Below are 24597 nucleotides of genomic sequence, written 5' to 3'. Positions count from 1 at the left end.
CGCTGCTGCTGGCCGACGAGCCCACGGGGCACCTGGACGCCGAAACCGCGCACGACGTGCGCCAGGGCCTGCTCGCGCTGGCCGCGCAGGGCCGCACGCTGGTCGTCGCCACCCACGACCCGCTGTTGGCCGCGCAGATGGATCGCACCGTCACGCTCAACACGGCGCTGCTGTGCTCCGCAGCCCCCGCCGTGCCGCCGCGGGAAGAGGAGGCGCGCACATGACGCCGCTGCGCTCGCCCTGGCAGACGCTGCGCCCCGTGCTGGCGCTGTTCTGGGCCGGCCCGCGCCGGCTGCTGGTGCTGGGCATCGTGCTGGCCGTGCTGGCGGTGCTGGCCGGCGTGGCGCTGTTGGGGCTGTCGGGCTGGTTCATCACGGCCACCGCGCTGGCTGGCGCGTCGGCGTCGGCGGTGCTGGCGTTCGACGTGTTCGTGCCCGGCGCGGCCATCCGCCTGCTGGCGCTGCTGCGCACGGGCACGCGCTACGGCGAGCGGCTGGTCACGCACGACGCGACGCTGCGCGTGCTGGCCGCGCTGCGCGAGCGGCTGTTCCGTGGCTGGGCCGCGCCGCAGGCGGCGCGCTACCTCGTGGCGCGGCCCGCGCGCCTGCTGTTTCGCCTGACGGCGGACATCGACGCGCTGGACGCGCTGTACCTGCGCCTGCTGCTGCCCGCCGTCGTGGCGGCGCTCGCGGCGCTGGCCGTGGGGCTGGCGCTGGGCTGGGGGCTGCATCCCGCGCTGGGCGGGGCCGTGGCCGCATGGTTCGTGGCCGCCAGCGCGCTGCTGCTGGTCTGGGTGGCGCGCCGCAGCCGGGCGCCGGCACGGCGCCGGGCCTGGGCGCTGGAGGCGCTGCGCGCGCGCTGCATCGACCTGGTGGCCGGCCAGACGGAGCTGGCCATGGCCGGCCGGCTGGCGGCGCAGCGCGCGGCGCTGGCCGACGCCGACCGGCGCATGGCCTTGGCGGACGACGCACTCAACCGCGCCGACGCCCTGGTGGGCGCATGGCAGGGCATGGCGGGCGCAGCGGCGCTGGCCGCCACGCTGCTGGCCGCCGGCTGGCTGGCCGAGGGCGGCACGGTGGGCGCGCCGCTGGCGGCTTTCGCGGTGCTGGCCGTGCTGGCCGCCACCGAGCCTTTCGCGGCGCTGCGCCGCGGCGCGCTGGAGCTGGGCCGCACGCTGCTGGCCGCCCGGCGCCTGGGGCCGCGCCTGCAGGATGCGGCGGCGCGCGCCCCCGACGCCGAGGCGACGCCCGAGGCCGGCATGGCGCTCGAATGCGAAGATGCGAGCGCCGGCCCCGACGCCGCCAGCGGCCCGCTGGTACACGGCCTGTGGCTGAGCGTGTGTGCGGGCGAGCGTGTGGCGGTGGTCGGCCCCAGCGGCGCCGGCAAGTCCACGCTGCTGGCGCTGGTCGCGGGCGAGGCCGTGCTGTTCCACGGCACGGCGCGCGCGCTGCCGCACTGCCTGTTGACGCAGCGCACCGAGCTTTTCCAGGCCAGTCTGCGCGACAACCTGCGGCTGGCCGACCCGCAGGCGGGCGACGCGCGCCTGTGGCAGGTGCTGGCCCAGGCCGGCCTGGCCGACGACGTGCGGGCGCTGCCGCGGCAGCTCGACACGCCGTTGGGCGAAGGCGGGCAGGGCCTGTCGGGCGGGCAGGCGCGGCGGCTGGCGCTGGCGCGGCTGCTGCTGCGCCGTGCGCCGCTCTGGCTGCTCGACGAACCCACCGACGGCCTGGACGCGGCCACCGCGCGCGACGTGCTGGCGCGGCTGGCGGCCTGCCAGATCGGCGCGCAGGCGGGCGCGCAACCGGCGATCCTCATGGCCACGCACCTGCGGCGCGAGGCCGAACTGGCCGACCGGCTGCTGGTCATGCGGCAGGGCCGCATCGTGGCGCAGGCGCGGCGCGGCGAGCCGGAGCACGCGGCGATGCTCGATGCGCTGCGGCCAGACTGATACTGAAACTGAACGAAGAACGCCAGCCAAAGGAACCCCACCATGGACCTCGACATCGTTGCGTTATCGCGATTGCAGTTTGCGATGACGGCGCTCTACCACTTCCTGTTCGTGCCGCTGACGCTGGGGCTGTCCATCGTCGTGGCGATCATGGAGACGGTCTACGTGATGACGGGCCGCCCCATCTGGCGCCAGATGACCAAGTTCTGGGGCGCGCTGTTCGGCATCAACTTCGTGCTGGGTGTGGCCACGGGGCTGGTGATGGAGTTCCAGTTCGGCATGAACTGGAGCTACTACAGCCACTACGTGGGCGACATCTTCGGCGCGCCGCTGGCCATCGAGGGGCTCATGGCCTTCTTCCTCGAAGCCACGTTCGTGGGGCTGTTCTTCTTCGGCTGGGACAAGCTCTCCCGGGTGGGGCACCTGGCAACGGCCTGGGCCGTGGCCATCGGCTCCAACTTCTCCGCGCTGTGGATCCTGATCGCCAACGGCTGGATGCAGAACCCCGTGGGTTCGGCGTTCAATCCGCAGACGATGCGCATGGAGGTGACCGACTTCGGCGCGGTGCTGTTCAACCCCGTGGCGCAGGCGAAGTTCGTGCACACGGTGTCCGCCGGCTACGTGACGGCGTCCATGTTCGTGCTGGGCGTGTCGGCGTGGTACCTGCTCAAGGGGCGCCACATCGATCTGGCCAAGCGCTCGATGACGGTGGCCGCGTCGTTCGGCCTGGCTTCGGCGCTGTCGGTGGTGGTGCTGGGCGACGAGAGCGGCTACCTCTCCACCGAGCACCAGAAGATGAAGCTCGCCTCCATCGAGGCCATGTGGAACACCGAGCCCGCGCCTGCAGCCTTCACCGCGTTCGGCTTCCCCGACCAGCAGGCGCGCGAGACGCACTTCGCCGTGCACGTGCCCATCGTCATGGGCCTGATCGGCACGCGTTCGCTGACCACCGAGATCCCCGGCATCAACCAGCTCGTGGAAAACGCCAAGGCGCGCATCCGCGAAGGCATCGCCGCCTACGACGCGCTGCAGAAGATCCGCGCCACGGGCAGCACAGCGGCCATCCCGCCCGACGCGCGCCGGTCGTTCGACGACGTGGGCCACCAACTGGGCTACGCGCTGTTGCTCAAGCGCTATGTGGACGATCCGCGCCAGGCCACGCCCGAGCAGATCGAGCGCGCCGCATGGGACACCGTGCCGGGCGTGGCGCCGCTGTTCTGGTCGTTTCGCGTGATGGTGGCCATCGGCCTCTTCCTGATCGCCATCATGGCGACCTTCTTCGTGCTGTCGGCGCGGCGCACGCTGGACCGCCGGCGCTGGCTGCTGAAGATCGCGGTGTACGCCATCCCGCTGCCCTGGATCGCCGCCGAGCTGGGCTGGTTCGTGGCCGAGTTCGGTCGCCAGCCGTGGATCATCGAGGGCGTGCTGCCTACCGCCGCCGCCGTCTCCAACCTGGGCGCGGGCACGCTGCTGCTCACCATCCTGGGCTTCGCGCTGCTCTACACCGTGCTCTTCGTCATCGAGATGGGGCTGATGCTGCGCGGCATCCGCAAGGGCCCCGAGCCCGACCGCGAGCCGCCGGCCACGCTCGTGGCCCCGAACTCGCCCCTCGTCGCCGCTGAATGAACATCAGGAGCCTGCCATGATTCTTCACGAACTCATTTCCTACGACGTGCTGCGCGTCATCTGGTGGCTGCTGCTGGGCGTGCTGCTGATCGGCTTTGCCGTGACCGACGGTTTTGACCTCGGCGTGGGCACGCTGCTGCCTTTCGTGGCCCGCACCGACGTCGAAAGGCGCGTGGCCATCAACACCATCGGCCCGGTCTGGGAGGGCAATCAGGTCTGGCTGATCCTGGGCGGCGGTGCCATCTTCGCGGCCTGGCCGCCGCTGTACGCGGTGTCATTCTCGGGCTTCTACCTGGCCATGTTCGCGATCCTGTTCGCGCTGATTCTGCGGCCCGTGGGCTTCAAATACCGCAGCAAGCGCGAAGACCCGCGCTGGCGCTCGGCTTGGGACTGGGCGCTGTTCGTCGGCGGCTTCGTGCCGGCGCTGATCTTCGGCGTGGCCATCGGCAACGTGCTGCGGGGCGTGCCGTTCCGGCTCGACGGCGACCTGCGCATCTTCTACGACGGCACGTTCTTCGGCCTGCTCAACCCGTATGCGCTGCTGTGCGGGCTGGTGTCGGTGGCGATGCTGGTGATGCATGGCGGGGCCTGGCTGGCATTCAAGGCCGACGGCATGGTGGCCGTGCGCGCGCGCGGCTTCGCCAGCGCGGCGGCGCTGGCCACCATCGCGCTGTTCGCGCTGGGCGGCCTGGGGCTGTGGCAGTTCGTCGACGGCTACCAGGTCACCAGCGCCCTGAGCGCCACCGGCCCGTCGAACCCGCTGGGCAAGACTGTCGCCACGGCGCACGGCGCCTGGCTGGACAACTATGCGCTGCGGCCCTGGACCATTGCCGCGCCGGCGCTGGGCTTCGCGGGCGCGCTGCTGGCCTTCGCGCTGCTGCGCGCGCGCAAGCCGCTCGCCGCGCTGTTGGCCAGCGGACTGTCGATCGCCGGCATCATCCTGACCGTGGGCTTCGCCATCTTCCCGTTCCTGCTGCCTTCGTCGGCGGATCCCAGGGCCAGCCTGACGGTGTGGGACGCCTCGTCGAGCCACATGACGCTCTTCATCATGCTGGTGTGCGCGGTGATCTTCGTGCCGATCATCCTGGCCTATACGAGCTGGGTGTACTACGTGCTGCGCGGCAAGGTGACGGAAGCGGGTGTCACCGACGCGAGCAAGCACGCCTACTGACCGCCGCTGCAATCCAAGGAAAGGAAACGACCATGTGGTATTTCGCCTGGCTTCTCGGCCTGCCGCTTGCCGCGGCTTTCGCGGTGCTCAACGCGATGTGGTTCGAACTCATGGAGGACGATGCCGCGCATAGAAAGCACGGCAAGGTGCCGCGCGCCTGAGGGTTCGACAAAAACGCCAACGCCGCGCCTTCCCCTGCGGGAAGCGCGGCGTTGCATTGTGCGAGCGCCGTGCTGGCAGGCTGCGGTCAGCCGTCCACCGCGTCGGCGGGCTGGCGCTGCAGCATCGCCAGCGCATTGGCAACGGTCTTGCGCAGTTCGCGCCGGTCGCAGATGAGGTCGATGGCGCCCTTCTGCAGCAGGAATTCGGCGCGCTGGAAGCCCTCGGGCAGGGTCACGCGCACGGTGGATTCGATGACCCGCGGGCCGGCGAAGCCGATCAGCGCCTTGGGCTCGGCGATCACCACGTCGCCCACGAAGGCGAAGCCGGCGGACACGCCGCCCATGGTCGGGTCGGTTAGCACGCTGATGTAGGGCAGGCCCTTCTTGGCCAGCCGCGTCAGTGCGGCGTTGGTCTTGGCCATCTGCATCAGCGACAGCAGCCCTTCCTGCATGCGTGCGCCGCCAGTGGCGGTGAAGCAGATGAACGGCACCTTCTGCTCGATGGCGGTTTCGACGCCGCGCACGAAGCGCTCGCCCACCACGCTGCCCATGCTGCCGCCCATGAAGTCGAACTCGAAGCAGGCCGCCACCACGTTGATGCTGCAGACCGCGCCGCCCATGACCACGAGGGCGTCGGTTTCGCCGGTGGCCTCGAGCGCCTCTTTCAGGCGCTCGGGATATTTGCGGCTGTCCTTGAACTTGAGCGCGTCCACCGGCAGCACTTCCTGGCCGATCTCGTAGCGGCCCTCGGCATCGAGGAACACGTTCAGACGCGCCCGCGCGCCGATGCGGTGGTGGTGGCCGCAGCTCGGGCAGACGTTCTGGTTCTGCTCCAGGTCGGTCTTGTAGAGCACGGTTTCGCAGCTCGGGCACTTGATCCACAGACCCTCGGGCACCTGGCGGCGCTCGGTGGGATCGGTCTGCTGGATCTTGGGCGGAAGCAGTTTTTCGAGCCAGGACATGGTCTGTGTTCCTCGGTGAGGGAAAAGAGCGGGTTGGGATTATCCTGGAAACGGCAGTTGGATGCGCCTGCCGGTGCCGTGATCGGGGTGCCAGGCAAGGCGCGACGACGCGGCGGGCTTGGTGCCCGCAAGGAGGAGCAACGCCGCATGGCGCGCCGAGCGCGGTGCTGGCAGGTGCATAGCGCTCTCACCCACGAGGCGAACCCCATCGAAGCCGTGAACGCTCGATTGCATGCGGCCTGGCAAGGGATACGAAGCGGTCAACTGCTGTTTCCAGGATTATGCGTCCAGCGCCTGCCGGATGCCCAGGAGGAACGCGCCGGCGGCCTGCGCGGCCTGGCCGGGGGGGGCTTTCTCGATCAGCTCGATGATGCGGCTGCCTATCACCACTGCGTCGGCCACGCGGCCCACGGCGGTGGCGGTGGCTGCGTCGCGGATGCCGAAGCCCACGCCCACGGGAATGTGCACGTGGGCGCGGATGCGCGGCAGCATCTGCTCCACCGCAGCGGTGTCCAGGTGGCCGGCGCCGGTCACGCCCTTGAGCGAGACGTAGTAGACGTAGCCGCTGGCCAGCCGCGCCACCTGGGCGATGCGCGCGTCGGTGCTGGTGGGGGCGAGCAGGAAGATCAGGTCCAGCCCGTGGGTTTTCAGCGTGGCAGCGAATGCCGCGCATTCCTCGGGCGGGTAGTCGACGATGAGCACGCCGTCCACGCCCGCCGCGGCAGCATCGCGCACGAATGCGTCCGTGCCGTGGCCCTGGTCGTAGCGTTCCACCGGGTTGGCGTAGCCCATCAGCACCACGGGCGTGGCGGCGTCGCGCGCGCGGAAGGCGCGCACCATGGCCAGCACTTCGGCGGTGCCGATGCCGTTGGCCAGCGCGTGTTCGCCGGCCTTCTGGATCACGGGGCCGTCGGCCATGGGGTCGGAGAACGGCACGCCCAGCTCGATGATGTCGGCGCCTGCATCCACCATGGCATGCAGGACCCCGGGGGTGGCGTCGACCTGCGGGAAGCCGGCCATCACGTAGGGGATCAGCGCCTTGCGGCCCTGGGCCTTGAGCGTCTCCAGCGTTTGCGTGATGCGGCTCATGCCTGCGCCTCCTTGCCGCCCTTGACGGCCAGGCCGCGCTCGGAGGGGCGGTCGTAGAAATCCACGCCCGAGAGGTCGGCCACGGTGCCGATGTCCTTGTCGCCGCGGCCCGAGAGGTTGACCAGGATGGACTGGTCGGGCCGCATGGTGCGCGCCAGCTTCATCGCGTAGGCCACGGCATGGCTGGATTCGAGCGCGGGGATGATGCCCTCGGTGCGGCACAGGTAGTGGAAGGCCACCAGCGCCTCGTCGTCGGTGATGCCCACGTACTCGGCGCGGCCGATGTCCTTCAAAAACGCATGCTCAGGGCCCACGCCGGGGTAGTCCAGGCCGGCGCTGATGCTGTGCGTCTCGGTGATCTGGCCGTGGTCGTCCTGCAGGATGTAGGTCCGGTTGCCGTGCAGCACGCCGGGGCTGCCGCGCTCCAGCGAGGCCGAATGCTTGCCGCTGTCGAGCCCCTTGCCGGCGGCTTCCACGCCGATCAGGCGTGTGTTCTCATGCGCGATGTAGGGGTGAAAGATGCCCATGGCGTTGCTGCCGCCGCCCACGCAGGCCACCACCGCGTCGGGCTGGCCGCCGTGCAGGAACTCGGGCATCTGCACCAGGCATTCCTTGCCGATCACGCTCTGGAAGTCGCGCACCATCGCGGGGTAGGGGTGCGGGCCGGCCACGGTGCCGATGATGTAGAAGGTGTTCTCCACGTTCGTCACCCAGTCGCGCATGGCTTCGTTGAGCGCGTCTTTCAGCGTCCTGCTGCCCGACTCCACCGGTACCACCCGGGCGCCGAGCAGGTGCATGCGGTAGACGTTGGGGCTCTGGCGCTTGACGTCCTCGGCGCCCATGTAGACCACGCATTCGAGGCCGTAGCGCGCGCAGATGGTGGCTGTGGCCACGCCGTGCTGGCCGGCGCCGGTTTCGGCGATCACGCGCGGCTTGCCCATGCGGCGCGCGAGCATGGCCTGGCCGATCACGTTGTTGATCTTGTGGGCACCGGTGTGGTTGAGGTCCTCGCGCTTGAGGTAGATCTGCGCGCCGCCCATCTCGCGGCTGGTGCGCGCTGCGTGGTACACGGGCGAGGGGCGGCCCACGAAGTGCTTGAGCTCGTAATGGAATTCGGCCAGGAACTCCGGGTCGTGCTTGTAGCGCGAGTAGGCTTCGCGCAGTTCTTCGATGGCGTGGGTCAGCGTCTCGGAAACGAAACTGCCGCCGTAGGGGCCGAAGTGGCCGGCTGCATCAGGTTGCTGGTAGGAAAGCATCGTTGGGACTCACAAGCAGGGCATCGGCGGCGCGCACGGCGGCGACGAAGCGGTGGATCTTGCCGGCGTCCTTGATGCCCTTGAGGGATTCCCCTCCGGCAGCAACGGCCTCAACGCCGGAACTCACGTCAACGGCCAGCGATTTGCAGCGTGGCCATACCTGCCGAATGCCATCGGCCACGTTTGCAGGCGTGAGTCCACCAGACAAAACGAGGTGAGAGTCGACGCTTGGAGGAAGAAGTGACCAATTGAAAGCCTTGCCGCCGCCGCCGTAGCCTTCGACATGGGCGTCGAGCAGGATGGCCTGGGCGGCGGAGAAATCGTGCGCGTATTGTACGAGGTCGAATTTGCCGGCCCCCGCGCCCAGCGGAATGCGCGCCGCGCGCAGGAACGGGCGCCTGCCGCCTTCCGTGGCCGCCAGGCAATCCGCCGATGTTTCGTCACCATGAAATTGCACGGTGGCGCTTGGTATGCCTGCGCATGCAGCTATTATTTCCGCAGCGGAAGCATTGACCACCAGCAGCACGGGCGTGACGAAAGGCGGCAGCCGCGCCGCCAGTTGCGCGGCGCGGGCCGGCGCCACGCAGCGCGGGCTTTGCGGGTAGAGCACGAAGCCCACGGCATCGGCTCCCGCGGCTACGGCGGCGTCCACGTCCTGCTCGCGCGTGAGGCCGCAGATCTTGATGCGGGTGCGGGTTGCGGGCCGCCCGCCGCCAGGCCACCCCAAGGCGGGCTGGGCCTCCTCCGGGGGCGGCAAACCACGTGAAGCGGGGAGCGTGGGGGCCTGGCTCATGGCAGCCAATCATACGCAGCGGTGCGCGTGGGCAGGCCCCATTGCGCGCCGTAGACGGGGCCCAGGAAGTACAGCCCGTCGGGCGAGAACGTGGGCGCCGCCGCGTCGCGCGAATGCGCGGCAAGCACATCGTGCATCCACTGCGGCGGATATTGGCCTTGGCCCACCGCCACGAGGCAGCCCATGATGTTGCGGATCATGTGATGCAGGAAGGCGTCGGCCTCGAAGTCGAAGCGCCAGTAGGCCGTGCCCGGTGCCGCCGCGCCGCGCCTCGTGATGGCAAGCTGCCGCAGTGTCTTGATGGGCGAGGGGGCCTGGCACGCAGCGGCGCGAAACGATGTGAAGTCGTGTTGCCCGAGCAGGTGCGCGGCGCCGGCGCGCATTGCATCTCCGTTCAGCGCATGGAAGATCCAGCCCACGCGCCCGGCTTCCACGCTGGGCCGCACGGGCGATTCGAGCAGCACATACGCATAGCGGCGCCCGGTGGCGCTGGCCCGTGCATGGAAGGCATCGGGCACGCCTTGGGCCCACTGGACCGCAATGTCGGCGGGCAGGAAGGCATTGGTGCCGCGCACCCACGAAAACGGCGCGCGCCGCAGGCCGGTGTCGAAATGCACCACCTGCATCAACCCATGCACGCCCGCATCGGTGCGGCCCGCGCATGCAGTGGCGATGCGTTGCGTGGAGAACTGCTGCAGTGCCGCTTCCAGCCGGTCCTGTACCGTGCGGCCCGAGGGCTGGCTTTGCCAGCCGCTGTAGGCTTGGCCGTTGTAGCTGAGGCCGAGTGCCATTCTCATGGGGAAGCAGACCCTGTCGCACCCGTTTCCAGATTCAAGAGCCGCGCCGCCCATTCGGGGCGCGGCACCGGCGCGGCTTCAACCCAGCGTTGCGAGCATGTGCTGCGCGCGGCTGCGCAGATCGCCGCTGGCTTCGGCGATGACTTCTTCCACCAGCGCACGCGCGCCATCCGCATCGCCGATGGCGTTGAACTCTTCCGCCAGCGCGAGCTTGGTGGAGAGCGGGTCGGACGGAGCGGACTCGATGGTCGCGGTGTCTGACATTGTGTCCGTCGCTGTGGCTGTGCTGGCGCCATGCGCCGGCCCCAGGTCCAGCGACAGCGAGTTGAGGTCGAATTCGATCATGCCGGAGTCGGACGGGCTCGGTGCGGGTGCCGCCGGCTTGGCCGCGCGGGGCGGTTCAGGGGGGGCGGGCATCGAATCGAAGTCGTCGATATGGAAGTTCAGGTCCATGCCCGGGGATTCGAGCGGCACCGGGGCGGATACGTCGATCGTGCCCAACTCCAGCGGCTCGGTGGCCAGCGGTGCCGGCGCGGAAACCTGCCTGAATGTCGGGGCGGGCGCTGCCGGTGGAGGGGCGGCAGGCCGCTTGGGCGCCACGGGTGGCGGTGGCGCTATGGCTGCAGGGGCCGGAGCGGCAGGCGGAGGGGCAAGTGGGGCGACTGCGGGAGTCAGTGTGGGCAGGGGAATGCCGTCGGGCAGATCGGGTGGCATGTCCAGATCGAGGTCGAGATCGAGGTCCAGCTCAGGCGGCATCGCGGGCGGCGTGGGTGCGGCGGCAATGGCCACGCCAAAGGCGCCGCCTGCGGCTGCGGGGGCTGTCGATGCGCTGCCGGCTGCGCCACCGGATTGGTACATGGCATTGCCGGGCTCGAGTTCGCGCCCCAGGTGGCTGATGCGATCCCACTCGGGGCCTTGGCCCTGGGTGAGCTTGCGGGCTTCCATGGCAATGGCTTCCAAGGCGCGGCGATCCTGGCGCTTGCTGTAGATCTCGGCGAGCTTGGCGTGGATGGCCAGGCGCGCAGGGTTGCTGCGCAGGGCTTCCTTGAGGATTTCCTCGGCCTGAAGATCGCGGCCATAGGCCAGGTACACATCGGCCTCGGCCACCGGGTCTACATCGCCGCCCGCGTCGAGCTGGCTTGGCGAATAGGCCAGGGACGAACCGCCGGTGGTGGACTCGTTGTTGGTATCCACGCGCTGGCCGCCGCTGGCACCGAAGAACGAGTCGGGCTGCAAGCGGCTTTCGAGAAAGGAGCTGTCAACGTTGCTGGCCGTGCGCTTGCGCTTGACGAGGCGGAATGCGCCGTAGCCGATGCCCAGCAGCACCAGCAACCCGGCGCCCAGCGGAATCATGGGGTCTTCCAGGAGGGTGTCGATGAAGCTCGGCGCGGGGGCTGGCGCGGGTGCGGGAGGACGGGGAACTGGCTTGGGCACCGGTGCGGGCGAAGGCGCAGCGGGTGCAGGGGCCGGCGCGGGAGGCGGCACAGGCACGGTAGCCGGGGCTGCCGGCGCGGCAGCGGGTGCCGGTGCCGCTGCGGCTGGCTGCGGCGCGGCCACGCCGGGGCTGGCTGGTGCGGCGGAAGCTGCGGGTGCCGGAGTCGTGGATGCCGGCGCGGAAGGTGCAGGGGCCGCAGCAGCAGGCGCGGGTGCGGGCGACGCGGCGCCCAGCTTGTTGAGGTCGTTGATGTTCTTGGACAGTTCGGCAATGCGTGCGGAGGTGTCGCTGGCCTGCTTGTCCTTGGCGATGCGGTCCGCGGCGGCGCCGCTTTGCACTGCACCCTTGGAGAGGGTGAGCTTGTCGGGTGTCGCGGCGGACGGCTTCTGCTCGGCGACCTGCGCCTGCACCGAACCGCTTGCGCTGCGTTCCGCGGCGGCGACCTGCGCACGCGGTGCGGCATTTGCCAGCCGGCGGCGGAATTCGTTGAAATCGTGGCTTTGCGCCGCCACGATGCGGCGCGCTTCGGATGCGGGCGTTGCCTGGGCCTGGGCTGCGTCGGGCACGGAAAGCACGGAGCCGGCCTTGATGCGGTTGATGTTGCCCCTGATGAAGGCGTCCGGATTGGAGCGCTGCAGGGCCACGAGCATCTGGTCCAGTGACACGTCGGCGGGCTTGTGGGCGGCAGCGATGCGGCCCAGCGTATCACCGGGCTTGACCGTCACCTGTTCATCGGCGGCGGGCGTTGCTGGCGCACTGGCCGTCGCCGGGGGGCGCGGCGCTGCGGCCGCGGGGCGCTCGACCACCGCGGGCGGCGGCAGCGTGGCCGCGGCTGGAGCGCTGGGCGGGGGGGTGGGCACCGGCGTGATCTGCGGGGCCGTGACCGCCGTGTTCTGCGGCTGGCGCATCGAAGGCGGGTCGAACAGCATCGTGTAGTTGCGCACGATGCGGCCCGACGCCCAGTTGGCTTCGAGCAGCAGATCGACGAACGGGTCGTTGATCGGGCGGTCGCTGGAGAGGCGCAGCACGAAGCGGCCCCCGGGGCTGCGTTCGAGCTGCATGCGCACGTTGTTGAGCGCGGGCGCATATTCCACGCCCTGGGTGCGGTAGACCTCGGGGGAGGCCACCACGGTGCGCAGGCTGTCGGCGTCCTCGGGGTTGAGTTCGGGCAGTTCGATCTCGGCGCGGAGCGGTTCGCCCAAGGCTGACTGCACCGTGAGCCGGCCCAGTGCGAGCGCCGAGGCGTCGGTGGCATACAGCCCCAGAGATGCCACGGCAGCGGCCAGAACAGAATATTTCCAACGATGCATTGTTGCCATCAGACGAATGTGACTGGTTGCCCGTGTCGAGAGGTAACTTGGTTTGTACGCATGCACTCCCGCTGCAGGGCAAGGGAATGGGAAAAAGCACCATAGCAGCAATGCCTTGGGCTGACAAGCTAAGGATTCACTCCGTATTGCGCCCCCTGTGTGTGGGGTCGATGGCGATGGTGTTTTGTTGCCAAACGACAACGGCCAGCATGCAGGCTGGCCGTTGCGAGCACTTGAATTTTCTGGTTACAAATCTCAGGCATCGAGCAGGATGCGCAGCATGCGGCGCAGCGGCTCGGCGGCGCCCCAGAGGAGCTGGTCGCCGATGGTGAAGGCGCCGACGTAATCGGGGCCCATCGCCAGCTTGCGGATGCGCCCGACCGGGATGCCCAGCGTGCCGGTAACGGCCACGGGCGTCAGGTGCCGGAGCGTGGACTCGCGGTCGTTCGGCACCACCTTCACCCAGTCGTTGTCGGTGGCGATCATGGCCTCGATGTCGGCCACGGGCACGTCCTTTTTGAGCTTGAAGGTCAGCGCCTGGCTATGGCAGCGCATGGCGCCCACGCGCACGCAGAAGCCATCGACCGGGGTCTCGGCGGTGCCGAAGGCCGCGCCCTGACCCAGGATCTTGTTGGTTTCGGCGCCGCCTTTCCATTCCTCGCGGCTGATGCCGTTGCCGAGGTCCTTGTCGATCCAGGGGATCAGCGATCCGCCCAGCGGCACGCCGAAGTTGGCGGTCTCGTCGGCATGCATAGCCTGCTGGCGCGCCAGCACCTTGCGGTCGATCTCCAGGATGGCGCTCTTCGGGTCGTCGAGCAGCGCCTTCACCTCGGCGTTGAGCGTGCCGAACTGCGTCAGCAGCTCGCGCATGTGTTGCGCGCCGCCGCCCGATGCGGCCTGGTAGGTCATAGAGGTCATCCACTCCACCAGGCCCGCCTTGTAGAGGGCGCCCACGCCCATGAGCATGCAGCTCACGGTGCAGTTGCCGCCGATCCAGTTGCGGCCGCCCTTGGCGAGCGCGTTCTTGATCACCGGCATGTTCACCGGGTCGAGCACGATGATGGCGTCGTCCTTCATGCGCAGCGTGGAGGCCGCGTCGATCCAGTGGCCCTTCCAGCCCGCCGCGCGCAGCCTGGGGAACACCTCGATGGTGTAGTCGCCGCCCTGGGCGGTGACGATGATGTCGCAGCGCTTGAGCGCCTCCACGTCGTACGCGTCGCGCAGCGTGGTTTCGTTCCTGGCCTGTGCGGGCGCCTTGCCGCCGGCGTTGGAGGTGGAGAAGAACACCGGCTCTATCAGGCCGAAGTCGCCCTCGGTCTGCATGCGGTCCACGAGGACCGAGCCGACCATGCCGCGCCAGCCGACGAGACCTACCAGATTGCCTGCCTTGCTCATTTTGCGTTTGCCCTTTCAGAAGAATCGATGGTGGATTTCTGCTTCCCCGGCTCGTCTCGGCCGGGGAACGGGCGCGACGAACCAGGCTGTGTCAGCCTTTAATCGTCGTGGTAATGGCCTGCTGCGCACCCAATGCGGCCACGACGGCGTCGCCCATTTCCATGGTGCCGACCTTGGTGGTGCCGGGTGCGAAGATGTCCGTCGTGCGCAGCCCTTGCGCCAGCACCGACTGCACCGCGGACTCGATACGGTCGGCGGCTTCGGGCTGTTGGAGGGAGAAGCGGAGCATCATGGCAGCAGACAGGATTGTAGCCAAAGGATTGGCCACGCCCTGGCCCGCGATGTCGGGTGCGCTGCCGTGGCTGGGTTCGTACAGGCCCTGGTTCTTCGCGTTCAGGCTGGCCGAGGGCAGCATGCCGATGGAGCCGGTGAGCATCGACGCCTCGTCGGAGAGGATGTCGCCGAACATGTTGCCCGTGACCACGACGTCGAACTTCTTGGGCGCCTTCACGAGCTGCATGGCGGCGTTGTCCACGTACATGTGCTCCAGTTCCACGTCCGGGTATTGCTGGTGTACCTCGGTCACCACGTCCTTCCAGAACTGGAAGGTCTCCAGCACGTTGGCCTTGTCCACGCTGGTGACTTTCTTGCTGCGCTGGCGCGCGGCCTGGAAGGCGACATGGGCGATGCGCTCGATCTCGGGGCGGCTGTAGCGCATGGTGTCGAAGGCCTCCTCGGCGCCGGGGAAATGCCCGTCCACCGCCGTGCGGCGGCCGCGCGGCTGGCCAAAATAGATGTCGCCGGTCAGCTCGCGGATGATGAGGATGTCCAGGCCCGCCACCAGTTCGGGCTTGAGGCTCGACGCACCCACGAGTTGCTCGTAGCAGATCGCGGGGCGGAAGTTGGCGAACAGCCCCAGGCTCTTGCGCAGGCCCAGGATGGCCTGCTCGGGGCGCAGGTGCCGCTCTAGCTGGTCGAACTTCCAGTCGCCCACGGCGCCGAACAGCACGGCGTCGGCTTCCTGCGCGAGCTTCAGCGTGGCTTCGGGCAGCGGATGGCCAAACGCCTCGTAGGCGGCGCCGCCGACCAGGGCGGTCTCCATCTCGAAGTCCAGGTCGAGCGCGTGCAGCACTTTCACCGCTTCCGCGACGATCTCGGTGCCGATGCCGTCTCCGGGCAGAACGGCGATTTTCATGGTTTTGCTCATTTTTTAATAGCTGCTTGCGCAGGTTTTATAAGCGCTGGAGCGCATTTTGACTATGAAGAATCAGCCGACCATCGTGTGCGCGAGCCAGGGCTTGCGCGCCAGGCGCTCGGCCTCGAACGCCTGGATTTTCTCCTTGTGACGCAGGGTCAGGCCGATGTCGTCGAAGCCGCCCAGCAGACAGTAGCGGCGGAAGGCGTTGACCTCGAATGGCACTTCCTCGCCCTGCGGCTTGACGATCACCTGGCGCTCCAGGTCGATGGTGAGCTGGTAGCCGGGGAAGGCTCGCACCTCGTCGAATAGCTGCCCCACCACGGCCTCGGGCAATTGGATGGGCAGCAGCCCGTTCTTGAAGCTGTTGTTGAAGAAGATGTCGGCAAAGCTGGGCGCGATGATGGCGCGAAAGCCGAACTGGTCCAGCGCCCAGGGCGCGTGCTCGCGGCTGGAGCCGCAGCCGAAGTTCTTGCGCGCCAGCAGGATGGAGGCACCCTGGTAGCGCGGCTGGTTCAGCACGAAGTCCGGGTTGGGCTTGCGGCTGGCCGGGTCCTGGCCGGGCTCGCCGTGGTCCAGGTAGCGCCACTCGTCGAACAGGTTGACGCCGAAGCCGGTCTTCTTGATCGACTTGAGGAACTGCTTGGGGATGATGGCGTCGGTATCGACGTTCTCGCGGTCCATCGGGGCCACGAGGCCCTTGTGTACGGTGAATTTCTGCATGGCGGGTTACTTCCTGGCCGCGTTCTCGATCGCCGAGCCGGCCTTCTGCACGTCCTGGCCCACGCCCTTGACGGTGTTGCAGCCCGCCAGCGCGAACAGCATCAGGCAGGCGGCGAATGCGGCGGTTTTCTTCATGGCAAGGAGTCCTTTCTGGAGGTGGATTTCAGGCGAACTGGCGGATGTCGACGAAATGGCCATGCACCGCGGCGGCGGCGGCCATGGCAGGGCTGACCAGGTGCGTGCGCCCGCCCGCGCCCTGCCGTCCCTCGAAGTTGCGGTTGCTGGTGGAGGCGCAGCGCTCGCCGGGCTCCAGCCGGTCGGCGTTCATGGCCAGGCACATGGAGCAGCCGGGCTCGCGCCACTCGAAGCCCGCGGCCTTGAATATCTCGTGCAGGCCCTCGCGCTCGGCCTGCTCCTTCACCAGCCCGGAGCCGGGCACCACCAAGGCGAGCTTCACGTTGCGCGCCACCTTCTGGCCCAGTTTCTTCACCACGGCGGCGGCCTCGCGCATGTCCTCGATGCGGCTGTTGGTGCACGAGCCTATGAACACCTTGTCCACGAAGATGTCGCCCAGCGGCTTGCCGGGTTCGAGGTTCATGTAGGTCAGCGCCCGCTCGATGGCACCGCGCCTGGCGGCGTCCTTTTCCTGGTCGGGATCGGGTACGCGCGCATCGATGCCCAGCACCATTTCGGGCGAGGTGCCCCAGGTGACCTGCGGCACGATCTGCGAGGCGTCCAGCTCGACCACGCTGTCGAACTTTGCATCGGCGTCGGAATGCAGCGTCTTCCAGTAGGCCACGGCCTGGTCCCACTCCACGCCTGTGGGCGACAGCGGACGGCCCCTGACGTATTCGATGGTCTTGTCGTCCACGGCCACCATCCCGGCGCGCGCACCGGCCTCGATGGCCATGTTGCAGACCGTCATGCGGCCTTCCACGCTGAGCGCACGGATGGCCGAGCCCGCGAACTCGATGGTATAGCCTGTGCCGCCGGCAGTGCCGATCCTGCCGATGATGGCCAGCACGATGTCCTTGGCCGTCACGCCGTGCGCCGTGCGGCCTTCCACCTTCACGAGCAGGTTTTTTGCCTTCTTGGCCAGCAGCGTCTGCGTGGCCATCACGTGCTCGACCTCGCTGGTGCCGATGCCGTGCGCCAGCGCGCCGAACGCGCCGTGCGTGCTGGTGTGGCTGTCGCCGCAGACCACCGTCATGCCCGGCAGCGTGGCGCCGTTCTCGGGGCCGATCACATGCACGATACCCTGGCGCTTGCTGAGGAACGGGAAGAACGCCGCCGCGCCGACCTCGGCGATGTTCTTGTCCAGCGTGGTGACCTGCTCCTTGCTGATCGGGTCGGTGATGCCGGCGTAGCCGCGTTCCCAGCCCGTGGTGGGCGTGTTGTGGTCGGCGGTGGCGACGATGGAGCTGACGCGCCAGACCTTGCGGCCCGCCTCGCGCAGGCCCTCGAACGCCTGCGGGCTGGTCACTTCGTGGACCAGGTGGCGGTCGATGTAGAGGATGGCGGTGCCGTCCTCCTCGGTGTGGACGACGTGCTCGTCCCAGATCTTGTCGTACAGGGTGCGTCCCATGGGATGTCTCTTCTCTCTTTCGTGGGTGGTTGGATTTTAGGTGCTGGCCTGCGCGCGGGCGGCGGCGGGCGCGGAATGCGCGTCGGCTTCGCCGGGCGCCAGATGCTCGACGAGCATGCGCGCGGTGACGGGCAGCGCGCCGAAGTCGCGCGCCACGATGCGCAGCTCGCGCTGCGCCCATGCGTCGCGCAGGGCGACGGCCTGCAAGCGGCCCACGCCATGCATGAGCGCGAACGCGCGGTCGGGCAGCAGCCCGACGCCCAGGCCGTTGTCGATCATGCGGCACATGGCGTCGAGCCCCGTGACCTGGATGCGCAGCTTGAGCGGCTTGCCGATGCGCAGCGCGGCCTTTTGCATCGCCAGGCCGATGCTGCTGCCCGCGTGCAGGCCGACGATGTCGCAGTCGAGCGCATCTGCGAACGCGATGGATTCGCGCGCCGCCAGCGCGTGCTGCTGCGGCACCACCAGCACCAGCCGGTCGCAGCGGTAGGCACGGCTGGCCAGCCCGCGCAGCACGGCCTGCTCGGCGCCGACGTGGCAGATGCCGACGTCGGCCGCGCCCTCGTGCACGGCAGCCAGCACGTCGGCGCTCAGGTGCTCTTCGAGATCGATCTTGACCTGCCCATACGCGCGCACGAAGGCGCCCAGGTCCTCGGGCAGGAACTCGACGATGGCCGAGATGTTGGCGTGGACGCGCACATGGCCGCGCACGCCGTCGGCGTATTCGCTGAGTTCGCCCTGCATCTTCTCCAGCCCGAACAGCACCGTGCGCGCATGGTGCAGCAGACTTTCGCCCGCGGGCGTGAGTGTCACGCCGCGGCTATGGCGGTAGAGCAGGGACGTATCGACGGCGGCTTCCAGCTCTGCCAGGCGCTTGCTGATGGCCGAGGCGGCAATGAACTCGCGCTCGGCGGCACGCCCGATGCTGCCGAGTTCGCCGACGGCGACGAAAAGCTGCAGCGACGTGAGGTCGATGCGGCGGGCAAAACTGCGCTCGGAGTTTTTCATGGGGGCAACTTGCCGTATCGCCTGGAGACGGGTTGCGCATTTTTACGCAGAAGATAGGTCATGGCCATCTCTGTTCACGATGGGTATGCTGCTTGTGCGGGAATACCGGATGCAAGAAAACGGCCTGCGCACAGGCAGGCCGTTCGAGGGGCGGGAAAGCGCGCCTTTTGGCGCATGGCGGCGTTGCAAATCCTCGCGCTAGCGACGGCTATCGCTGTGGTTTGCGCCTTGCCCTGCGCCAAGACGCATCGCTTTTATTGGTGCCGCCAAGCATCGAACACTAGCTGAAGAAGCTCTTGAGCCGGTCCGTCCAACTGTCGGCACTCGGCGAATGCTTGGCGCCACCCTTCTTGAGCGAATCCTCCAGCTCGCGCAGCAGCTTGCGCTGGTGCTCGGTGAGCTTGACCGGCGTTTCGACCAGGATGTGGCAGTACAGGTCGCCCGGATAGCTGGAGCGTATGCCCTTGATGCCCTTGCCGCGCAGGCGGAACTGCTTGCCGGCCTGCGTGCCTTCGGGGATGTCGATGGCAGCCTTGCCCGCCAGCGTGGGCACCTCGATCTCGCCGCCCAGCGCGGCGGTGATGAAGCTCACCGGCACCTGGCAGTGCAGGTCGTCGCCATCGCGCTCGAAGATGTCGTGCTTCTTCACGCGGATCTCGATGTACAGGTCGCCCGACGGGCCACCGTTGGTACCGGGCTCGCCGTTGCCCACGCTGCGGATGCGCATGCCGTCGTCGATGCCCGCGGGGATCTTCACCTCCAGCGTCTTCTGGCGCTTGATGCGGCCCTGGCCGTGGCAGGCGGTGCAGGGCTCGGGGATGATCTTGCCCGTGCCGCGGCACTGCGGGCAGGTCTGCTGCACGCTGAAGAAGCCCTGGCGCATCTGCACATTGCCCGAGCCGCTGCAGGTGGTGCAGGTGATGGGCTTGGTGCCGGGCTTGGCGCCGCTGCCGTGGCAGGTCTCGCAGGTGTCCCAGGTTGGGATGCGGATCTGCGCGTCCTTGCCGCGCGCGGCTTCCTCCAGCGTGATCTCCATGGCGTAGCTGAGGTCGTTGCCGCGGTAGACCTGCCGCCCGCCGGCGCGCCCCCCCCGGGCCTGACCGAACATGTCGCCGAAGATGTCGCCGAACGCCTCGGCGAAGCCGCCGAAGCCCTCGGCGCCTGCGCCGCCGGGGCCGCGCATGTTGGGGTCCACGCCGGCATGGCCGTACTGGTCGTAGGCGGCACGCTTCTGGGCGTCGGACAGCATTTCGTAGGCTTCCTTGGCCTCCTTGAACTTCTCTTCCGAATGCTTGGCGGCATTGCCCTGGTTGCGGTCCGGGTGATGCTTCATCGCGAGCTTGCGGTACGCCTTGCGGATGTCGTCATCCGACGCGTTCTTCGCGACACCCAGAACCTCGTAGTAATCTCTTTTCGCCATGGTCTTGTGAGCCTTGATGGAACAGGAACGCCGCGCCGACCACCCCAGGGTTCAGGCGCGGCGGGAGGCAAGCCCCGGTGCTGTGTGTCAGCCTTTCTTGACTTCCTTCACCTCGGCGTCGACCACGTTGTCATCCGCCGGCGGGGCGGCGGATGACGCCGTCGACTGCGGGCCAGCCCCTGCGCCCGCAGCGGCGGCCTGGGCAGCGGCTTCGGCGGCCTGGGTGTCGGCGTACATCTTTTCGCCGAGCTTTTGGCTGGCGGTCATGAGTGCGGTGGTCTTGGCCTCGATATCGGCCTTGTCTTCGCCTTTCAGGCTTTCCTCGAGCGCCTTGGCGGCCGCCTCGATCTTGTCCTTCTCGCCCGCGTCGAGCTTGTCGCCATGCTCGGACAGGCTCTTGCGCACGCTGTGCACCATGGCTTCGCCCTGGTTGCGGGCCTGCACGAGTTCGAGCTTCTTCTTGTCATCGGCTGCATTGAGCTCGGCGTCCTTCACCATCTTCTGGATCTCGTCCTCGGACAGGCCCGAATTGGCCTTGATGGTGATCTTGTTTTCCTTGCCCGTGCCCTTGTCCTTGGCTCCCACATGCAGGATGCCGTTGGCGTCGATGTCGAAGCTCACCTCGATCTGCGGCGTACCGCGGGACGCTGGGGCAATGCCTTCCAGGTTGAATTCGCCCAGCAGCTTGTTGGCGCTGGCCAGTTCGCGCTCGCCCTGGAACACCTTGATGGTGACCGCCGGCTGGTTGTCCTCCGCAGTCGAGAAGGTCTGCGCGAACTTGGTCGGGATGGTGGTGTTCTTGGCGATCATCTTGGTCATCACGCCGCCCAGCGTCTCGATGCCCAGGCTCAAAGGCGTCACGTCCAGCAGCAGCACGTCCTTGCGGTCGCCCGAGAGCACCTGGCCCTGGATGGCGGCACCCACGGCCACGGCTTCGTCGGGGTTCACGTCCTTGCGGGGCTCCTTGCCAAAGAACTCCTTGACCTTGTCCTGCACCTTGGGCATGCGGGTCATGCCGCCGACCAGGATCACGTCATTGATGTCGGACACGCTGACGCCCGCGTCCTTGATGGCTGTGCGGCAGGGGGCGATGGTGCGCTCGATGAGCTCTTCCACCAGGGCTTCGAGTTTGGCGCGCGAGAGCTTGATGTTCAGGTGCTTCGGGCCCGAGGCATCGGCCGTGATGTAGGGCAGGTTGATGTCGGTCTGCGCGCTGTTGGACAGCTCGATCTTGGCCTTTTCAGCGGCTTCCTTCAGGCGCTGCAGGGACAGCACGTCCCTGGACAGATCGACGCCTTGCTCTTTCTTGAACTCGGTAATGATGTAGTCGATGATGCGCTGGTCGAAGTCTTCACCACCGAGGAAGGTGTCGCCGTTGGTTGACAGCACTTCGAACTGCTTTTCGCCATCGACGTCGGCGATCTCGATGATGGAGATGTCGAACGTGCCGCCGCCCAGGTCATAGACGGCGATCTTGCGGTCGCCCTTGGTCTGCTTGTCCAGGCCAAAGGCCAGCGCAGCTGCGGTGGGTTCGTTGATGATGCGCTTGACTTCCAGGCCGGCGATGCGGCCGGCGTCCTTGGTGGCTTGGCGCTGGGCGTCATTGAAGTAGGCCGGCACAGTGATGACGGCCTCGGTGACGGGCTCGCCCAGATAGTCTTCTGCGGTCTTTTTCATCTTGCGCAGGATCTCGGCGCTGACCTGCTGGGGCGAGATTTTTTTGCCGCGCACTTCCACCCAGGCGTCGCCATTGTCGGCGGCCGTGATCTTGTAGGGCATCAGGTTGATGTCCTTTTGCACTTCTTTCTCGGTGAACTTGCGCCCGATCAGGCGTTTGATCGCGTACAGCGTGTTCTTGGGGTTGGTCACAGCCTGGCGCTTGGCCGAAGCGCCGACGAGGATCTCGCCGTCTTCCTGGTAGGCGATGATGGACGGCGTGGTACGCGCGCCTTCGCTGTTCTCGATCACGCGCGTGTTGTTGCCCTCCATGATTGCCACGCAGCTATTGGTCGTGCCCAGGTCGATGCCGATGATTTTTCCCATGTTGTGTACTCCTGCGAGATGTGGATTCAGATGTTGACGAATTGTGGATAACTTGGCCTGTTTCAAGGGCGCTGCCGCCAGGCGCGCGGCTTTCTTTTATTGGGGCGCGGCGACGGTGACCAGCGCGGGGCGCAGCACGCGCTCGGCGATCGAATAGCCTTTCTGCAGCACGGCGACCACGGTGTTGGCCTCCTGAGCGGCTGGCATCGCGCTGATGGCCTGATGGCGATGCGGGTCGAACTTCTCGCCGGCGGCGGGCTCGATGGCGATGACCTTGTTGCGCTCCAGCGCCGAAACGAGTTGGCGCAGCGTGGCGTCGACGCCTTCGCGCAGTTGCTCGGGCGTGGCCTCCGTGATGGCTAGCGCGGCTTCCAGGCTGTCGGCCACCGGCAGCAGGCTTTCCGCGAAGCTCTCCACGCTGAACTTGCGAGCCTTGGCGATGTCGTCCTCGGCGCGGCGGCGGACGTTCTCGCCCTCGGCCTTGGCGCGCAGGTACTGGTCAGCCAGATCGGCGCTTTTGCTCTGCAGTGCAGCCAGCTCGTTCTGCAGCCGGGCAACTTCGTCGGCCAGTGTGGTGGCCTGCGCCGACTCGGGCATGGCGTCATGGGGCTGGTTCGGCGGGGTGGTGGGAGTGTCGGACATGGCTCGCTGAAATGTTGGAGAAATGGGTTGCACGAAAACGCTTGACGCGTAGCAGGTGGGGCATACAAACCCCTTTTCAAGACACGGATACGTTGATTTGCACGGCATCGCCGCCGCCGTACCCCAGACCGGAGGGCGCCCCGGGTGCGACTGCTATAATTTTTCTGGTTTCGCCTTGCCACACCGCTTTTCAGACGCAGCGGGTGGCTTTATCCACAAGGAATCACAAGGGGTACTGCATGCGTCATTATGAAATCATTTTGTTGATCCATCCGGATCAAAGCGAACAGGTTCCGGCCATGCTGGAGCGCTACAAGGGCATGATCACCGCCGGCGGCGGCAAGGTGCACCGCGTGGAAGACTGGGGCCGCCGCCAACTGGCGTACCTGATCAACAAGCTGGCCAAGGCCCACTACCTGTGCCTGAACGTCGAGGCCGACCAGGCCGTGATGGCCGAGCTGGAGCATGCGTTCAAGTTCAACGACGCGGTGCTGCGCCATCTGACCGTGCAGCGGAAGAAGGCCGATACGGGCCCCTCCTCGATGATGAAGACGGTCGAGCGCGAGGAGGCCCGCAAGGCCAGCCAGGCCGAGTTCGCCGCCGCCAACGAGCGCTGATCCGCCCGAGCCCTGCATTGCGCACAGCGAAGGAGTGGACCACCGCGCTGAAAACCGCGTCACCCTGACGGCCTGCATCGCCGAGGCGAAGCCTCTGCGCCATACCCCGGCCGGCCTGCCCGCCATCGACCTGCTGATCGAGCATGCATCGAAGGCGCAAGAAGCCGGACAGGAGCGGGAAGTCAAGGTGGCCCTGAAGGCGATTGCCTTCGGCGCCATGGCCGAACGGCTGGCCCGCCAGCCCGTCGGCAGCACGTGGATCTTCAGCGGCTTTCTGGCCACTCCGCGCAACGGCAAGCATGTCGTGCTGCATATCCAGGATATTCAACAAGATTAATTTTCAAAGAGGTCCCGACAATGGCCACGTTCAAGAAATTCAACAAGGACAAGCGTCCGAAGCGCAATACCCAGTCGCTGCTGTTCAAGCGCAAGCGCTTCTGCCGCTTCACTGTCGCCGGTGTGGAAGAGATCGACTACAAGGATGTCGACACCCTGCGCGACTTCATCGCCGAGAACGGCAAGATCATCCCCGCGCGCCTGACCGGCACCCGTGCCATCTACCAGCGCCAGCTCAACACCGCCATCAAGCGCGCGCGCTTCCTGGCCCTGGTCCCGTACAGCGACCAGCACAAGATCTAAGGAGCCCGCCATGCAAGTTATCCTGCTCGACAAGGTGGTCAACCTGGGTACCCTCGGCGAGATCGTCAAGGTCAAGGACGGCTACGCCCGCAACTTCCTGATCCCCACGGGCCGCGCCCGCCGCGCCACCGCAGCCGCCAAGACCGAGTTCGAGGCCAAGCGCGCCGAACTCGAAAAGGCCGCCGCCGCCAAGCTGGCCGAAGCCCAGGCCCAAGGCGAGAAGCTCGCCGGCACGACCGTCAAGCTCACGCAGAAGGCCGGCGTGGACGGCCGCCTGTTCGGCTCCGTCACGAACCACGACATCGCCGAAGAACTGCACAAGCAGGGCTTCGCCGTTGCGAAGTCGCAGATCCGCCTGCCCAGCGGCCCGATCAAGACGGTGAGCGATTCCACCGTGAGCGTGGCGCTGCACACCGACGTGGTGGTCGAGGTCACCGTGTCCGTCTACGGCGAAACCGCGTAAGCGCCGCTGCATCCCCGCGAGCCGCAAGGTCTGCGCCGAAAGCCGCCCACGGGCGGCTTTCTTCTTGGTGCGCCCGGCACGGGGGCGCACACCTGTGCGGGTGCAAGTCCCGCCGTAAGTTGATCACAGCGAACGAAGTGAAGCGCAACTGCATGAGGGTGACCGAGTGTGGGGAGGAAGCGTGGAGCGTAAATCGTGAGCCGATGGACAAGAACCGCATAGAAGGCGCTGCCAAGCAGGGCGAGTGGGCATGGAACCGCGAAGCTCTTGTGACCAAGGCTTGGGCGGCGTAAATGCGGCGGTTGTGCGATGAAGGTGT

At 67.6% G+C, this 24597-nt stretch carries 24 protein-coding genes and 1 pseudogene; 9 read left to right on the top strand and 16 right to left on the bottom strand.

Translation table 11 applies throughout. The features are described from left to right. The 5 genes and pseudogenes from PY257_RS00600 to cydX form a co-directional block, all read left to right on the top strand. Window positions 1-224, top strand: a pseudogene (locus tag PY257_RS00600) (thiol reductant ABC exporter subunit CydD); the annotation flags it as partial. Then, window positions 221-1948, top strand: a complete 1728-nt coding sequence (locus PY257_RS00595; protein WP_275737724.1) for an ATP-binding cassette domain-containing protein — start codon at window positions 221-223, stop codon at window positions 1946-1948. The pseudogene PY257_RS00600 and the gene PY257_RS00595, both read left to right, overlap by 4 nt. Before the next feature lie 42 nt (window positions 1949-1990). Then, window positions 1991-3574: a cytochrome ubiquinol oxidase subunit I gene (locus PY257_RS00590; RefSeq protein ID WP_275737722.1), complete on the top strand. Its 1584-nt coding sequence runs from the start codon at window positions 1991-1993 to the stop codon at window positions 3572-3574. 16 nt (window positions 3575-3590) lie between these two features. After that, window positions 3591-4745, top strand: a complete 1155-nt coding sequence (gene cydB, locus PY257_RS00585) for a cytochrome d ubiquinol oxidase subunit II (protein ID WP_275737720.1) — start codon at window positions 3591-3593, stop codon at window positions 4743-4745. A 32-nt stretch (window positions 4746-4777) separates the two neighbouring features. After that, window positions 4778-4906: a cytochrome bd-I oxidase subunit CydX gene (gene cydX / locus PY257_RS00580; RefSeq protein WP_275737718.1), complete on the top strand. Its 129-nt coding sequence runs from the start codon at window positions 4778-4780 to the stop codon at window positions 4904-4906. Between the two features lie 86 nt (window positions 4907-4992). Here the strand turns inward: cydX and accD are convergent, their stop codons facing one another. From accD to grpE, 16 genes are all read right to left on the bottom strand, one after another. After that, window positions 4993-5868 (bottom strand): acetyl-CoA carboxylase, carboxyltransferase subunit beta, encoded by an 876-nt coding sequence (gene accD, locus PY257_RS00575; RefSeq protein ID WP_275737716.1) that lies wholly within the window; start codon window positions 5866-5868, stop codon window positions 4993-4995. A gap of 39 nt (window positions 5869-5907) precedes the next feature. Further along, window positions 5908-6102, bottom strand: a complete 195-nt coding sequence (locus PY257_RS00570; RefSeq protein ID WP_275737714.1) for a hypothetical protein — start codon at window positions 6100-6102, stop codon at window positions 5908-5910. Window positions 6103-6147: 45 nt separating this feature from the next. Further along, window positions 6148-6957 carry a tryptophan synthase subunit alpha gene (gene trpA, locus PY257_RS00565; protein ID WP_275737713.1) on the bottom strand — a complete coding sequence of 270 codons (810 nt, stop codon included), beginning with the start codon at window positions 6955-6957 and terminating at the stop codon, window positions 6148-6150. After that, window positions 6954-8213, bottom strand: coding sequence for a tryptophan synthase subunit beta (gene trpB / locus PY257_RS00560; RefSeq protein ID WP_275737710.1), 1260 nt, complete (start codon window positions 8211-8213; stop codon window positions 6954-6956). Before trpB ends, trpA begins: the two co-directional genes overlap by 4 nt. Continuing rightward, window positions 8191-9015 (bottom strand): phosphoribosylanthranilate isomerase, encoded by an 825-nt coding sequence (locus PY257_RS00555; protein ID WP_419095633.1) that lies wholly within the window; start codon window positions 9013-9015, stop codon window positions 8191-8193. The genes trpB and PY257_RS00555 overlap by 23 nt, the downstream gene beginning before the upstream one ends. After that, complete coding sequence (truA, locus tag PY257_RS00550) at window positions 9003-9803, bottom strand: tRNA pseudouridine(38-40) synthase TruA (RefSeq protein WP_275737706.1); 801 nt, start codon at window positions 9801-9803, stop codon at window positions 9003-9005. Before truA ends, PY257_RS00555 begins: the two co-directional genes overlap by 13 nt. Before the next feature lie 78 nt (window positions 9804-9881). Continuing rightward, complete coding sequence (locus tag PY257_RS00545) at window positions 9882-12512, bottom strand: motility hub landmark protein FimV (RefSeq protein WP_345799229.1); 2631 nt, start codon at window positions 12510-12512, stop codon at window positions 9882-9884. A 291-nt stretch (window positions 12513-12803) separates the two neighbouring features. Further along, window positions 12804-13943 carry an aspartate-semialdehyde dehydrogenase gene (asd, locus tag PY257_RS00540; protein ID WP_275737701.1) on the bottom strand — a complete coding sequence of 380 codons (1140 nt, stop codon included), beginning with the start codon at window positions 13941-13943 and terminating at the stop codon, window positions 12804-12806. Window positions 13944-14034: 91 nt separating this feature from the next. Continuing rightward, window positions 14035-15138 (bottom strand): 3-isopropylmalate dehydrogenase, encoded by a 1104-nt coding sequence (gene leuB, locus PY257_RS00535; protein ID WP_275737699.1) that lies wholly within the window; start codon window positions 15136-15138, stop codon window positions 14035-14037. Between the two features lie 72 nt (window positions 15139-15210). Continuing rightward, entirely contained in the window at window positions 15211-15861 is a 651-nt protein-coding gene (gene leuD, locus PY257_RS00530; RefSeq protein ID WP_275737697.1) for a 3-isopropylmalate dehydratase small subunit, read from the bottom strand. 6 nt (window positions 15862-15867) lie between these two features. Further along, a complete protein-coding gene (locus PY257_RS00525) occupies window positions 15868-15996 on the bottom strand; it encodes an entericidin A/B family lipoprotein (protein WP_275737695.1) in 129 nt (42 codons plus the stop codon). A 28-nt stretch (window positions 15997-16024) separates the two neighbouring features. Continuing rightward, window positions 16025-17446, bottom strand: a complete 1422-nt coding sequence (leuC, locus tag PY257_RS00520; protein WP_275737693.1) for a 3-isopropylmalate dehydratase large subunit — start codon at window positions 17444-17446, stop codon at window positions 16025-16027. Between the two features lie 36 nt (window positions 17447-17482). Beyond that, the gene (locus PY257_RS00515; RefSeq protein ID WP_275737691.1) at window positions 17483-18454 is read right to left on the bottom strand and encodes a LysR substrate-binding domain-containing protein; all 972 of its coding nucleotides are present in this window, start codon (window positions 18452-18454) and stop codon (window positions 17483-17485) included. 280 nt (window positions 18455-18734) lie between these two features. After that, window positions 18735-19874 (bottom strand): molecular chaperone DnaJ, encoded by a 1140-nt coding sequence (dnaJ, locus tag PY257_RS00510; protein WP_275737689.1) that lies wholly within the window; start codon window positions 19872-19874, stop codon window positions 18735-18737. A gap of 87 nt (window positions 19875-19961) precedes the next feature. Continuing rightward, window positions 19962-21917 carry a molecular chaperone DnaK gene (gene dnaK, locus PY257_RS00505; protein ID WP_275737687.1) on the bottom strand — a complete coding sequence of 652 codons (1956 nt, stop codon included), beginning with the start codon at window positions 21915-21917 and terminating at the stop codon, window positions 19962-19964. 96 nt (window positions 21918-22013) lie between these two features. Further along, a complete protein-coding gene (gene grpE / locus PY257_RS00500; RefSeq protein ID WP_275737685.1) occupies window positions 22014-22559 on the bottom strand; it encodes a nucleotide exchange factor GrpE in 546 nt (181 codons plus the stop codon). A gap of 239 nt (window positions 22560-22798) precedes the next feature. Between grpE and rpsF the strand changes: the two genes are divergently transcribed. From rpsF to rplI, 4 genes are read left to right on the top strand one after another with little or no spacing between them, the layout of a single operon-like run. Further along, the gene (gene rpsF, locus PY257_RS00495; protein ID WP_275737683.1) at window positions 22799-23176 is read left to right on the top strand and encodes a 30S ribosomal protein S6; all 378 of its coding nucleotides are present in this window, start codon (window positions 22799-22801) and stop codon (window positions 23174-23176) included. Between the two features lie 34 nt (window positions 23177-23210). Continuing rightward, on the top strand, window positions 23211-23513 hold the full coding sequence (priB, locus tag PY257_RS00490; protein WP_275737681.1) for a primosomal replication protein N: 303 nt from the start codon (window positions 23211-23213) through the stop codon (window positions 23511-23513). A 20-nt stretch (window positions 23514-23533) separates the two neighbouring features. Next, window positions 23534-23815 (top strand): 30S ribosomal protein S18, encoded by a 282-nt coding sequence (gene rpsR / locus PY257_RS00485; protein ID WP_011794373.1) that lies wholly within the window; start codon window positions 23534-23536, stop codon window positions 23813-23815. 10 nt (window positions 23816-23825) lie between these two features. Next, on the top strand, window positions 23826-24278 hold the full coding sequence (rplI, locus tag PY257_RS00480) for a 50S ribosomal protein L9 (protein ID WP_275737670.1): 453 nt from the start codon (window positions 23826-23828) through the stop codon (window positions 24276-24278). Window positions 24279-24597 lie beyond the last annotated feature (319 nt).

Source organism: Curvibacter soli (assembly GCF_029211125.1).
Classification (GTDB): Bacteria; Pseudomonadota; Gammaproteobacteria; order Burkholderiales; family Burkholderiaceae_C; genus Curvibacter_A; species Curvibacter_A soli.
Note: the sequence above shows the minus strand (reverse complement) of the source record. Positions and strands in the feature narration are given on the sequence as shown.